Raw genomic sequence first — 14,279 nt, 5'->3', positions numbered from 1 at the left:
ATTCAAAGCATAACATTATCTTTGCTCCATGTCAACACAATTAAAAAATCTATCTGATTTCTCTCATACCACAGTTCCTAATGGAGCAAACTATAAATTCGGAATTATTGTAGCGGAGTGGAATGCCGAAATTACCGGCGCTTTATACAATGGTGCATTAAAAACGCTTTTAGCTAATGGCGTTAAGGAAGAAAATATAATTTCTTTACCCGTACCAGGAAGTTTTGAATTAACAGGTGGTGCAGAAATTTTATTAAGCAAAAGAAATGATATAGATGCGATAATATGTTTAGGTTGCGTAATCCAGGGCGACACGAAACATTTCGATTTTATTTGCGACGCAGTAGCCCAAGGGGTAACCAACGTTGGCATTAAGTATAGTAAACCGGTTATCTTCGGGGTTTTAACAACTAATAACCTGGAGCAAGCACAAGACCGTGCTGGTGGGAAACATGGCAATAAAGGTGATGAAGCTGCAATTACTGCCATTAAAATGGCTGATTTTTCGGCTCAAATTTAAACTTGCGTTTTAATAAATATTTGTAACTTAGAAGTTTAAAAATTATCAGATCCGATGAAACTATTATGACTAATCATGATCGCTTCATTACCATTGAAATAACAAATATATACGGATGAAAAAAGTAGCCATCTTACTATTGGCGGTGTTCTGCACCATAACCATTTTAGAGTCTTGTTCTTCTAAACTTTGTCCTGCTTATGGATCTTATCCAGAAGGAAAACGCAGAAGGAATTAATCTACCTCATTTGTAATCTCATATTCAGGTCATTTACAGAACTTTATTTAACTGTAATTGTTATCCTGTAAAACAATACGTATAAATCATGACTTGGGTTAACTTAACTTCAATAGAACAGCTTGACGAGATCAAGAATGCAACTGGTTTTAGTCTTATTTTCAAGCACAGTACACGTTGCTCTATTAGTTTGATGGCTAAAAAGAATTTTGAATTTGACTGGGAGATCATTCCGGCAGATACCAAACTTTATTTTTTAGATCTGATTAGCTACCGTGATATTTCCAACCAGATTGCCGAAGTTTTTCAGGTAGCACATCAATCGCCACAGATTTTATTGATTAAAGATGGCGATTGCGTATTAGAAGCATCACATAGCGATATTTCTGCTGATGAAGTTGCAGAGGTGATTGCTGCTTAATTAAATACAACAAGAGAATCGTCATCCTGATCCGATAGTTATCGGATTTATTTCAGGATCTAAAGCGTCTAAAATAATTTTTAGGCGTTTTTTTATTTCAAAGACTCAAGGTTAAAAATAATTTTTATTTTCGGAAAAGCAATGTTCGTTTTACCACCTTTTCATCGCTGACGGCATGCTACGATTTGTAAACGCTTTTCGATTTATTTGGAGCGCAGTTGCATTACAAGAATTAATGCTCGTCCTGCTTTGCGCTCCGATCTTTTTTGCCCTTCGACTTCGCTCAGGGTGACAAAAAAGGATCTCTGCTCCAATCAGGGCTAAGTTGGTTAGGGCGGTGGCACTGAAAACTCCTCATAGCTGCAGGAGCAAAGGCAATCTAAACCCGACCATAGTTGATGCTCCCGTTTTTTATCGGAGCAGAAACGGGGGCGGGAATTCATTAACCAAAGCACTACTGCAATTGCTTTCCAAATCATATCACCTTTTCATGACTGACAGAATGCTGAATAATCTCGGGATACGTCATTGCGAGAAGGCTTTTTCAGCCGACGAAGCAATCTTTATAGCAGGATTACTAGCATGAAAGATTGCTTCGTCGTTCCTCCTCGCAATGACGATTTTTCTATTGGAGTCTTTCAATGGCAGTGTAGCCGAAGGGCATCTTTTTAATTGGTCAAACTCTCGAAGTCTTCGACTACGCTCAGACTGACAAGCGCAGGGCGTAACTTAATGACATTTTCCTTCGGAACGATTGATGGCACAAACGATTAATTATTTATCCGGTTTCGATCTGTGGGGACACAGACCGAGGATGCAAAGAAAGAGCCTCCACATAAAACAAAAAAAGTCCCAATTTACACCGGGACTTTGTATAAAATCATATCGTTGTTTCAATTAAGCTTCTACAGCATTCTCAATTTTTAACACTTTTGAGGTCCTGTTTCTGGTTTCTTTGCAAAGATCTGCATCTTGTGCCAAATCTTTTCCATAAGTAGGGATCATCTCTTTGATTTTGGCCTGCCATTCTTCAGTGGCCAGATCATCAGCAAAACAGCGGTTTAATAGGTCGAGCATAATTGAAACTGCTGTTGAAGCTCCAGGCGAAGCACCTAATAAAGCCGCAATAGAGCCATCGGCAGCACTCACTACCTCGGTACCAAATTCTAAAATACCACCTTGCTTTTCATCCTTTTTAATTACCTGAACACGTTGACCGGCATATTCCAGTTCCCAATCTTTAAGTTCGGCAGTTGGTAAATATTCTTTCAAGGCTTCCAATCTATCTTCTGGCGACTGCCTAACCTGCTCAATCAAATATTTTGTTAAATCGAGGTTATGCAATCCTGCAGAGAGCATCGGACGGATATTATTAAATTTTATCGATTTTGGTAAATCCAGGAAAGAACCGTTTTTAAGGAATTTGGTAGAAAAACCAGCGTAAGGTCCAAACAACAGTGCCTGTTTACCATTAATCATTCTGGTATCTAAGTGTGGAACCGACATTGGTGGCGCACCAACCGCAGCTTTTCCATATACCTTAGCATGGTGTTTTTTAATAATTTCTTCATTGGTACACTTTAACCATTGCCCGCTTACCGGAAAACCGCCAAAACCTTTTCCTTCAGGAATATCCGATTTTTCAAGCAGCGGCAAGGAACCGCCACCTGCACCAATAAATACAAACTTAGCTACACGTTTGCGTTTGTCTCCGCTTTCTAAATCTTTAACTTTCACGATCCAGTTACCGTCTTTATCCTTTTTAAGGTCGCGTATTTCGTGATTGAAATATAGATTAACATTACTTTGTTCCTTTAAGTTGTTAAACATATCGCGGGTTAAAGTTCCGAAATTAACATCGGTTCCCAGATCCATTTTTGTTGCCGCAACTTTTTCGCTTTTCTTACGGCCATCCATAATCAAGGGCGCCCAGTTTTTTACCAACTCGGTATCTTCGGTATATTGCATATCGCTAAACAGATCGCATTGTGTTAATGCATCGTAGCGTTTTTTAAGATATTCTACATTTTTTTTTCCCCAAACAAAACTCATGTGAGGAATATTTCGGATAAAATTACAAGGATCAGAAACCAATCCCTTGTTTACTAAATATGACCAAAACTGCTTAGAAACTTCAAAATGTTCTGCAATCTGAACCGCCTTTTTAATTTCAACTGTACCATCCTTCTTTTCAGGCGTATAGTTTAATTCGCAAAAAGCAGAGTGTCCCGTTCCGGCATTATTCCAGGCGTCAGAACTTTCTGCCGCCGCAATATCTAAACGTTCGTAAATTTCTATGCTTAAATTGGGTTCTAATTGTTTTAACAAAACACCCAGGGTTGCACTCATGATGCCAGCCCCTATTAAAATTACATCAGCGTCAGTTTTACCAACTGTCTTTTTCTTTTTTGTCATCTTAGCTTAAAGGAGTTACAAATTTAGGATGATTTTAAACATACCACGAATTTTAAGGCATTAAATCTGAAAAAATTGCTAAAAAATTAGAAATACTTTCTGTTTTTTGACAATTTCTAATCAAATTTTAATCCAAAAAACAGTTTTATCAAGAACAAATCAAAACAGACATTCACCCACTATTAAAAGCTCATTATTAATTTGCTAATCGCACCACCCATTCCTTTAAAATATTTGTCATTTTATTTTTAAATGGCCAAAAAAATTTAAATTTCAATAACAAGCCCTGACGTTTTACAGGAAAAATGCATAAGATTCTACATTTATCGTTTTTTTTCTCCTAAAATGTTAGTTTTATACATCTATTTGCTTAAAACCTACCTCATGAAGAATTTAGTTTTATTTTGCACTGTACTATTTTTAGCTGCCTGCTCTCGCGAAAAAACAGATCAGGTTCTCCTCGAACTCGACAAAAAGAAATTGACAGAAAACATTAATTACGATAAAATCATTTTTTATAAGTTCGCTAAAATAGCTGTCCGTTCAACCGCGGTTCAAGATACTAGTCAGCCCGAATATCAGAAATTCAGTAAACAGGCACAAAGCGTTGTGCGAACCTTAAATACTGTGGACGGACACGGCAACGAAAATATTTCTGTAATAGACGCCTTAAGGGTATATAAAGAATATCGATCGGTTAAACAATTTGTGAAAGAAACCGATGAAGATGTTTTCCCACTCCTAACAGCTGGGTTTATTGCGATGCAAACTGGCGTTAAAACACCACATCCTTTTTTTAAAGATTTAAAGAAAGTTTATTATCAAAACATCGAACATGCGATTTTAAGTATGGCGGTTTTGACCACCAGAGATTTAGGGCAACCTTTTGCACTATACGAATGTTCTAAAACTCAGCCTGAGTTGCTGGATGATTGCGAAATTAAAACCTTGCTCGAATTTGTACGCGGCTTTCTGTTTTTTGGCAACAATCTTTTCTACCTATCAGAAGATGGCCTTTCGCGGAATATTAAATGGCTTGATAAAAATGAGAAAATTCTACTCCCTTACACCAAAGCCTTTTTTGGCTGGAGCCGCTTAAATGACGAACAAACACATTTAGCTTTCCATGGCATGAACTACCTTTTTAGAGGTTTTGACCGGATGAGAATGGAGCGAAAAATTGATGAGGAAAGATCGCTTGAAGATTTTGAGGCTTTTTTAAACGACATGAATAAACTCGGCATTCAAAATGAACTGGTTTGGGGAATAACCGCTTACCTGAATTTAAAAAAAGAAAGACCAGAGCAGTCGCTTCCAGCGCTGGAAAAGCTAAGCAAAAGTCCATTATTTTCTAACAGCGAACGCGAGGCCCTGCAACAAACCATTGTTTATGTAAAAGACCGTAAAGCAGACAAAGCATTAACTGGTGTGTACGACAAAGCATTTATGGGCAAAATTGCCATCAAATATACGATAGCCATGTTATCGAAAGTAGATTGGGAAAAACTAATGAAACAACATGGTGTTCCTCATGCTGAAGAAGTATTTGCCGGCATTGGCAAGTTTAAAGCGCTTTCCAATTCTGTGAGCGAGTATACACAGCCCTCAACCATAGAAAAAGAAAAAAAAGAAATTGGCAAAAAGGGCAGTGAACTGCTCGAAAAAGCTAAAGGGTTTTTGAACTAAAAGACGATTCGTCATCTCGATCCGATAGCTATCGGATGAAGCGTACTGGAATGGAGAGATCTTTTTAACTTTCTTTCGAAAAGATTTCTCAGCTGCGCTACTATTTGCAGATTCCAATAATGCGTCCGTCTTTCCCGCGCATGCCTATCGTGGACACATCTTTTGGCTTGGGTTTTTATGCGTTTTGCTAACCAACTTTAATAAAGCAAAGGTTTTACCGAAGAACGCCGTCAATCCCAAGCGGCGGAGAAATCAAAAAACAGTTTCACAAAAGAAAAAATAGCACTACCAAACCTTAAACGCAGTGGTTTTGTGTTCATAAACGCTGCTTCAAAATGTTACGAAAATTGAACACAAAACAAAGTGCCGCTGTTTTTTGATGTGCTTGGATTGTGCTGAGCCGCTTTGCTGGATTGACAAAGCGCTTTGGGTACTTTGGCGCTCCAAAATGCGCCAGCATTCTTGAGTACAAATAAAAACAACATGATTTGCGAAAAACTACCATGCCCCGCGGCAAAGAGCGAAAAAAAATGACATTTGTGCTTCTTAAGGAATCAAGGCCAGTTAATAGCAGGAAAGATGCTGACCACGCAGTAGCTACAAGGCAATTGAAAAAACCATTTCTACTTGTAAAATAAATTCAGCATGACGATCGCCTTAGACAAAGGAATTAAAAACAAATCTAGATTAAAAATGATGTGTCCACACGATAGGCGCGCATACGGGAATCTTAAAGCGTATTGCATTACGATTCCCAATCTAGTTGGGAATGACGATATCTCGAGAGTATCATTTACTTAAAATTCCCTGTCATTCATATTGATCTTTATGCAATAAATTTAGCCTCAATAATGACTTAAAATATTAATCAGTTTATCAAAAGGATCTCTGGTGTAAAACCGCCTAACACCCCATGGTTCGTCAGTTGGGCCATATTCGATCGGGAATCCAGCTGCCTTCACCTTCTCTAATATTTCATCAACATTTTCAACTTCGATGGATAGATCTGGTGTTGGGGTACCCGATCCACCTTCGGAAGCAAAACTGATCTGTACATCCATTTTTTGATCAGCAGCACCGTAGGTTGCAATCCAACCATGATCCATCATTAAATCAAGCCCCAAAACATTTTTGTAGAAACGAGCAGCTTCTTCAATTTTTTGAGTATCAATATTAAGTACTATTCTTTTTACCATACTAGATATTTAAGTGTTGAAACTCAAAAGAGGGTTATTAATATATGGTTGTCATCCTGAGGGTTAATTTATAACATGGTTTTAAGGGAATGAATAACCTGAGGGTATCGTAATTGCTGAGAAGGCTTTTTCAGCCGACGAAGCAATCTTTCATGCTAGTGATCCTGCTATAAAGATTGCTTCGTCGTTCCTCCTCGCAATGACGACCTTTCTCTAGGAACCTGTCAATGGTAGCTTGTCGAAGGATCTTCTGTAAGCGTTTCGATTACTTGTCCCGATTTTCATCGGGAGGCTCAACGTGACAGGCCCTAATTAAAATCGACTTTATGATACAACCTCATCCCCTCTCTCAGTTTTTAAGCTTCGCTTTAAATATCTTTTCGAGTTTTTCTATTTTTGGCTGGATTACCAATCTACAATACGGCTCGCTTCCATTTTTATTGAAATAATTCTGGTGATAACTTTCGGCAACATAAAAAGGTTTGGCCGCTTCTATAGCAGTTACCACTTTCTTGCCATAGGCATTAGTTTTATTCAGTTCTGCCTTGTACTTTTCTGCCAAAGCTTTTTGCGCTGCTGAATGGTAAAAAACTATCGAGCGATATTGCGTACCGCTATCTGCACCCTGGCGGTTTAATGTAGTTGGATCGTGGCTTTTCCAAAAAACTTCCAATAAATCATCGTAAGAAATCACCATCGGGTTATAAGTAATTTCCAAAACCTCTGCATGCCCTGTGGCACCGGTACATACCTCCTCGTAAGTTGGATTGGTTAAAGTACCGCCTTCATAACCAGACTTAACCGACACCACGCCTTTTAAACGTTGAAAAATGGCTTCAGTACACCAAAAGCAACCCATGCCAAAAGTAGCTTTCTCCGTCTTTTTCCCTTGTGCATTCGCCTGATTTAAAGCCAATACCGACAATAGAATTAATATTATTTTTCTCATTGTGTGTTTATTTGTTTTTAGTCGTAATGAGGCTATCATGATTTTTATCTGATTGTTAATTGGTTAATCATGATGGTCTCATTTTGTGTTTATATATTTTATTAGTCGCAAATAACCAATTTACCTTACAGGCCACTAATGTTATTTCTAGTTAATTATACGAAATTAAACAAACTGTAGTTTGCCTTTAAATTATAATGGATTTGGTGTGACAATCGAACATTGTATTGATTTTGCAATTTTGTTAATAACTTAAAAAACTGTATATTAATTTATTAAACACTTAACACACAAGCTAAACGCAGTTATTAACAATTCTTTTTAAATTCGTATAACATTAAATATAAAATTATGTCTACACTGTATATTCCCTGTTTAGATTTAGGCTCTTACATTAATGGTTCAGCAGAAGACCGTAAAAAATTTTCGGATGAACTGGGCCGGGCATTTAACGATTCGGGTTTTGTTACCATTACCAATCATGGCTTAAGTCAGGAATTAATTGATAAACTTTACGAAAATATTAAAGCTGCCTTTTCGCTACCCGTTGAAACCAAAAGGAAATACGAAAAACCAGAATTAGCAGGCCAGCGCGGTTACACTAGTGCAGGTAAAGAAACAGCTAAAGGCGCTAAAACACCAGATTTAAAAGAATTTTGGCAGATTGGCCAGGAAGTAACTGATGGTGATCCTGTTAAAAATGAATATCCTGATAATGAAGTTTTAGAAGAATTACCAGAATTTAACAAAGTAACGGGCGATATTTATAAAAAACTGGAAGAAAATGGCGCACATTTATTACGCGCCATTGCTACTTATTTAGAATTGCCGATCAATTATTTCGATAAACACGTTCATAACGGAAACTCTATTTTAAGGGGAATCCACTACTTCCCAATCGAAAACCCTGAAACCATTCCTGACGATGCGGTACGTGCAGGCGCACATGAAGACATTAACCTGATTACTTTGTTAATTGGTGCCAGTGCTGATGGATTAGAAGTATTAACCCGCAGCAACGAATGGTTACCAATTAAAGCGCACCATACCGACATTGTGGTGAATGTAGGTGATATGTTACAGCGTTTAACCAACAACAAGTTAAAATCGACTACACACCGAGTGGTAAACCCACCTCGTGAGTTAATGAAGACTTCGCGCTTTTCGGTTCCGTTTTTCTTGCATCCACGCAGCGATATGGACTTAACCAGTTTACCATCAACCATTGATGCAGAACACCCTAAAGCTTATAGCGATATGACTGCCGGAGAATATCTGGATGAAAGATTAAGAGAGATTGGATTGAAGAAGTAAAAAACATCGTCATTGCGAGGCTCAATCCTTCATCGAGACGTGGCAATCTTATTGGAAAAAAATATTAAGCATCGGCCAAAACCGGTGCTTTTTTGTTATTTTCAAAGCATGCATTCAACAACTTTAGAAGTTTTCGCCGAGATTGATGGCATTGGTTCTGCTTCTGGCCTATTCCTTCATGCAGATTTACTGCATATCATTGGCGATAACAGTGGCCATTTGAATGAGTACAACATCAAAACTAAAGCGCTACGTAAAATTCAGATCTTATTTGATAAAGCACCTGATCAGTTAGAAAATATCCCCAAATCCTTAAAACCCGATTTTGAAATCCTTTGTCAGCACGGTAATAAGCTCTACATTTTAGGCTCTGGCTCTACATCAAAGAGAAACCTCATGATCGAATTTAACCTGGAAACAAAAAAAGTGGTTCAGAAAGATTTGACAGAAACCTATACCCGGCTTAAATCTATTGCAAAAATAGATGAACATAACTTTAACCTTGAAGGGGCAATTTTTACGGGTAAAGAGTGGCTACTTTTTAACCGTGGCAACGGGATCGATGCAAAGAATGGCAGATTTAAAATCGAAGGGGCAGATTTGACTAAAGCCGATCGAATTAAATTCAACAGCTTTAAGCTCCCAAATATTAATCATGTTGAATCCTCTTTTACTGATGCCGCATTGGTTAAAAATGAAATATTTTTCATCGCTACTGCAGAAGACACCAAATCGACTTATACGGATGGCGAAATTCTCGGCAGTTTTATCGGCAGTATTAACCTACAGACTTTAAAATTAACCTTCAGCAATAAAATTTCTGATAATCATAAATTCGAAGGCATTACTTTATTAAGCCAAAGTAAGCATAACACAAGCTTTCTATTGTGTGAGGATCGTGATAACGAAGAACTTAAAACGGTAATTTATAAGTTAGTGATAAGTCATTGATTTAAAGGGTTGTCAACTTTTAGGCAAACAGCTACTAAAGTTGACAACTCTCAATTTATTTATCCAAACCAGGTTTATTTCTTCGATTCATCAATAGCTTTGTTTACCACATCTTCTATCCTACCTCTAATTTTTAGGTTTGATAGTTTATCCGTAACGGTAGGGTTAACACGGTTAGATAAAAATACATACACCAAACCACGGGATGGATCTACCCAAACACAAGTTCCGGTATAACCTGTATGGCCATAGGTTTGTGGAGAAGCCAGTTCCGACGGGTAATGTTTGGTACTATCCGGATCCCAACGGTCGAAGCCTAGGCCTCTACGGCTTACATTTGATTGTTTCGACGTAAACATATCAACCGTTGAGTTTTTGAAATATTCTACACCACCATAAGTACCTCGGTTTAAAAGCATCTGATAAATAATGGCCAGGTCGTTGGCACTGGCAAATAAACCTGCATGGCCAGAAACACCACCCGCCAAAGCCGCTCCCTGGTCGTGTACATAACCTACTAGCAGGGTTTTTCTGAAATACTTATCATCTTCTGTCGGAATAATCTGCTCCGGTTTAAAACGGTTACGAGGTAAGAAACCTGCCGTTTGCATACCTAATGGTTTGTAAAAGTTTTCGTAAGTATATTGGTTTAAAGGTTCTTCGCTGATGTGTTCTACAATATCTTTCATCACATACATACTGATATCACTGTACACATATTTACCACGTGTTTTAATCGGCGAATTGAGCATTTTAGGCCACATAAAATCTTTAAAAAAGCCTTTTTTGATATAATAGTTATCGGCAACCTTGGTTGGATAGGCTGCTGATGAATCCCTGCTATAATCGCCTGTTTTAACATAATCGTGGAAAGGGATATAGGGAATGAAACCTGCCTGGTGCAACATCACTTCGCGCACCTGAATGTTGTTCATCGGCGTGGTACGCGCCTTTGGGATATAAGCACCAATGTTGGTATCTAGTTTTAACTTTCCTTCTTCAAACAAACGCATTACAGCAGGCGTGGTTGCTGTTACCTTGGTTACCGAAGCCAGATCGAAAATATCGGTTACTTTATCAGGCACATTGGTATCATAGGTATGTGTGCCATAAGCCTTATTAAAAATCACTTTGCCATCTTTGGCTACTAAAACCACCAATCCCGGCGTTGCTTTCTGTGCAATCGCTTCAGCAGCAATGGCATCAATCTCTTTTAAATTATTGGAGTTTAAACCTGCATCTTCGGGTACGGTGTACTTTAAACGTGTGGCCGTTGTAGTAAAACCCGAGCCCATGGTATGACGGGCAGAATATGCCGTGGTTAACTTATTAGAAGCGGCAATGCCACCAAAAATATATTGTGGCACAATAGCAGCAGCATCAATATTGTTTTGACCTGTCCATACAATTGGCGATTTTAACAGATCGAATGATTTTAAACCAGGTCCGTTACCAAAAAAAGAAATAATTACCTGTTTATTTTTACTTATACTGTTGATGAAATTAATGTATTTGGCTTTGTTTACATTTTGATCATCAATTGAAATTAAGATGGTATTAAAATATTTAAGATCATCTTCTAAATCGTTCAAATTCAAGCTATCTCTATAAGAATCGGCAGAAAATGAAGTGATTTTATCATATTTATTGGCCAGACTATCGAAAACGGCACTATAAGCAAAACTAAGGCTAACCGAAGCAATGTTCTTTTTCTCTAGTGATTTTAAAGGAATAACACCATCCTGATTGTTTAACAACACCGTTGTATTAGCTATCGCATTGGCAATGGCCAGTTTTTTCTCATTCGCAGTATGCTCCTGTGCGCAAGCCATTAAACATAAAACATTGCAGCAAAATGCTACAGCCAGGATACACAATCTATTTCGCTTCATATACTTTTTCTCCGTTCAGGTAGGTTTTTAAAACTTTTGTTTTCAATATGTTTTGTGGTGATGATTTCAAAATATCGTGATCGAGTATAACAAAATCGGCTAATTTGCCTTTCTCCAAACTGCCCTTTTCGTGTTCTTCAAAATTGGCTTTTGCTGCCCAAATGGTCATTCCACGTAAAGCTTCTTCAGGTGTTAGGGCATTTTCTACCTGGAAGCCCCCTTTTGGAAAACCTTTTGCATCTTCTCTCACTGTTGCTGCATAAAACGTTAATAATGGATTAATGTTTTCGACCGGAAAATCGGTACCCAAAGGAATCCAACCGTTTTGTTTTAACAATTGTTTGTAAGCATAAGCACTTTTTAATCTTTCGTCACCCAAACGCTGTCCGGCCCAGTACATATCAGAAGTGGCGTGCGTTGGCTGAACGGATGGAACAATACTGGCGCTTCCAAATAAACCAAAATCGTTGGCATTCACTACCTGAGCATGCTCAATGCGCCAACGCTTATCGTTTTTGCCCTTCAGCACTTTATTGTAGATCTTGAGGATTACCCGATTAGCCGAATCGCCAATGGCATGGGTACACATCTGGAAATGATTAGCAGCAATTTTTGTGGCTACTTCTTCAAAATGTTTTTGATCGCTCAATAGAAAACCCGTTTTATTGGGCATATCGCTATAAGGCTGCAGCAGGCAGGCCCCACGCGAGCCTAAAGCACCATCGGCATACACTTTAAATGCCCGAACATTTAACCGATCAGTTTTAATCGGTCCGCGACTAAACAGGTATTTATAATTATCGGGTTCATCCGAAAGCATCACATACAGCCTCATTTTCAGTTTGTTCTCTTTCTGCAGTTTTTCGATAAATTCGACAGCCAGATAACTTAAGCCGCAATCATCAATGGTGGTTAAGCCTGCTGCGAAACAGTTTTTCTGTGCGTCGATAAATATCTTTTCGGCCAATTTAGCATCTGGTGATGGAATTTTACGTTCTACTAAAGCTACAGCATTATCAATTAGCACACCGGTGAGCTTTCCATTTTCGGTAAGCATATCGCCACCCACCAATTTCTGCTCGCCTTTAATGCCAGCATCATCCAAAGCTTTTTGGTTGGCAATGGCTGCATGACCATCGATACGGTTTAAAAATACCGGGCGACCTGGAAAAAGTACTGTTAACTTTTCATTTGTTGGAAAAGCTTTATTTTCCCAATCGTTTTGGTCCCAGCCATTGCCAATTAACCAACCATCAGGATGCGTTTTGGCAAAGCCGGTTAAGCGTACGAGCACTTCATCCCACGATTTCGTTTCTCTTAAATCAGCTGTTTGCAAACTTTGGCCATAGCCGTAAAAATGGGCATGGGCATCTATAAAACCTGGATAAACGGCTTTTCCATCGGCATTAATTTCTTCCTTTCCTGCATATTTTGCCTGGATATCGTCCGTTTTACCGAGGTCCAAAATTTTACCGTTTTTTACCGCAAAAGCTTCAACTGTATCAAATTTACTATTAACAGTATAAACCTTTGCGTTGTACACAATTACATCAACTTCTTCTTTCTTGGTACAAGAAGTGAACAGTATGGCTAGAAAAAGGCTGTATAAAATGGATTTCATATCGATAAAGATAGAAAATTGAAAGCATTTGGATTTGTAAATTCGGTTTTACAGAAAGGATAGTTATCGTGTTGAACTGCGACAATTAGTTTTTTTACCACAGATGCGCACTGATAAACACAGATTTTTATTTTCTTAGTTTTTTTGCCACCGAAACACGGAACTAGCCGCAGTCGGTGTCTTGCAGAATACTTAGATTATTTATTTCTGGCACCACCCTTTAAATGCACCTACAAAATCTAGCAAGGCATTACAACCCCGAATTAATTTGAGATAACAAACCTCCAAAAAGCTGATTTGAAGAAGCTTAAAAAAATGGAATTGCAGGCTTATAAATTACTTCTTTCAAATTCTTGCTCCGGATAGTATTAATCACAATTAGTATAAAATTTAATGCATAAAAGCCATAAGGGATTGCCAGATAGGTATAAAAACTGAACATACCTCTAAAATGCATTACTTTAGCAAATATAGAAAAGCCATATACCAAAGTTATTGCTAGTGTCCAAGTAGCCTGAAAGTTAATTAGTTTTTTACCTGCTTCATCCAGACTTTTATCTCCGTTGCGTTTAAAATACCACAAAATTAAAGGCACAATAAAACCCAATATTGGATAAATGATAAAACTTAGCGCCGAGAGATTTAAGAGGGGGATCAAATAAGTCTGCTCTTGTTCAACCTGGCCGATTAGCTCCACTGGCTTTAAATTAAAAACCTGGGCCAACCTTTTTAAAGTATCTCCTCTTGCTTCGGTTTCATTTTGTTCGATCCGCTGAATGGTCCGCAAACTCAATTGCGTTTGCCTGGCCAGTTCTTCCTGACTAAAGCCATGCTGGATTCTAAGTTCTTTTACCTTATCAGATAATTTCATGATTTTTAAACAATTGCGTTGAACAAATGTAATGGATTGCATCTACATTCAACTGCGACTTATTTGCGTCATTTTGATGCCAATCTCATCTGACATGTATGATTTGCCACCGCTTTTAGAGATAAAAGATTCTTCACTGCGTTCAGAATGACAAACTTTCGTGAAATAAACCTGACGGGAACGGCAGCTCCCGATTTTTTCAATC

Annotated in this window: 12 protein-coding genes; 6 read left to right on the top strand and 6 right to left on the bottom strand. The window is 38.2% G+C overall.

The window, feature by feature from the left end; translation table 11 throughout:
- The first annotated feature begins 28 nt into the window (after positions 1-28).
- The 3 genes from ribH to ytxJ all read left to right on the top strand — a co-directional run bounded on the left by ribH (position 29) and on the right by ytxJ (position 1,179).
- Positions 29-520, top strand: coding sequence for a 6,7-dimethyl-8-ribityllumazine synthase (gene ribH, locus EZ456_RS18070; protein ID WP_131532572.1), 492 nt, complete (start codon positions 29-31; stop codon positions 518-520).
- A gap of 115 nt (positions 521-635) precedes the next feature.
- Entirely contained in the window at positions 636-758 is a 123-nt protein-coding gene (locus EZ456_RS25675) for a hypothetical protein (protein ID WP_255420130.1), read from the top strand.
- Between the two features lie 88 nt (positions 759-846).
- Entirely contained in the window at positions 847-1,179 is a 333-nt protein-coding gene (gene ytxJ, locus EZ456_RS18065; RefSeq protein WP_131532570.1) for a bacillithiol system redox-active protein YtxJ, read from the top strand.
- Between the two features lie 897 nt (positions 1,180-2,076).
- Here ytxJ and EZ456_RS18060 read toward each other — a convergent pair.
- Positions 2,077-3,594, bottom strand: coding sequence for a malate:quinone oxidoreductase (locus EZ456_RS18060; RefSeq protein WP_131532568.1), 1,518 nt, complete (start codon positions 3,592-3,594; stop codon positions 2,077-2,079).
- 384 nt (positions 3,595-3,978) lie between these two features.
- On the opposite strand from EZ456_RS18060, the gene EZ456_RS18055 reads away from it, so the two are divergent.
- Entirely contained in the window at positions 3,979-5,280 is a 1,302-nt protein-coding gene (locus tag EZ456_RS18055; protein WP_131532566.1) for a short-chain dehydrogenase, read from the top strand.
- 845 nt (positions 5,281-6,125) lie between these two features.
- Here EZ456_RS18055 and EZ456_RS18050 read toward each other — a convergent pair.
- Both EZ456_RS18050 and msrA read right to left on the bottom strand, forming a co-directional pair.
- Positions 6,126-6,476, bottom strand: coding sequence for a VOC family protein (locus EZ456_RS18050; protein WP_131532564.1), 351 nt, complete (start codon positions 6,474-6,476; stop codon positions 6,126-6,128).
- Between the two features lie 349 nt (positions 6,477-6,825).
- The gene (gene msrA, locus EZ456_RS18045) at positions 6,826-7,425 is read right to left on the bottom strand and encodes a peptide-methionine (S)-S-oxide reductase MsrA (RefSeq protein ID WP_225876567.1); all 600 of its coding nucleotides are present in this window, start codon (positions 7,423-7,425) and stop codon (positions 6,826-6,828) included.
- Positions 7,426-7,776: 351 nt separating this feature from the next.
- Here msrA and EZ456_RS18040 point away from each other — a divergent pair, with 351 nt between their 5' ends.
- A complete protein-coding gene (locus tag EZ456_RS18040) occupies positions 7,777-8,739 on the top strand; it encodes an isopenicillin N synthase family dioxygenase (RefSeq protein WP_131532560.1) in 963 nt (320 codons plus the stop codon).
- A 108-nt stretch (positions 8,740-8,847) separates the two neighbouring features.
- Complete coding sequence (locus EZ456_RS18035) at positions 8,848-9,690, top strand: DUF6929 family protein (RefSeq protein ID WP_131532558.1); 843 nt, start codon at positions 8,848-8,850, stop codon at positions 9,688-9,690.
- Between the two features lie 74 nt (positions 9,691-9,764).
- On the opposite strand, the gene EZ456_RS18030 is transcribed toward EZ456_RS18035, so the two are convergent.
- The 3 genes from EZ456_RS18030 to EZ456_RS18020 form a co-directional block, all read right to left on the bottom strand.
- Positions 9,765-11,582: a serine hydrolase domain-containing protein gene (locus EZ456_RS18030; protein ID WP_131532556.1), complete on the bottom strand. Its 1,818-nt coding sequence runs from the start codon at positions 11,580-11,582 to the stop codon at positions 9,765-9,767.
- On the bottom strand, positions 11,569-13,203 hold the full coding sequence (locus EZ456_RS18025) for an amidohydrolase (protein WP_131532554.1): 1,635 nt from the start codon (positions 13,201-13,203) through the stop codon (positions 11,569-11,571). Before EZ456_RS18025 ends, EZ456_RS18030 begins: the two co-directional genes overlap by 14 nt.
- Before the next feature lie 307 nt (positions 13,204-13,510).
- Complete coding sequence (locus tag EZ456_RS18020) at positions 13,511-14,074, bottom strand: helix-turn-helix domain-containing protein (RefSeq protein WP_165501372.1); 564 nt, start codon at positions 14,072-14,074, stop codon at positions 13,511-13,513.
- Positions 14,075-14,279: the final 205 nt, after the last annotated feature.

This window comes from Pedobacter psychrodurus (assembly GCF_004331735.1).
GTDB classification, from domain to species: Bacteria; Bacteroidota; Bacteroidia; order Sphingobacteriales; family Sphingobacteriaceae; genus Pedobacter; species Pedobacter psychrodurus.
This window is presented reverse-complemented; position numbering and strand designations above follow the sequence as displayed.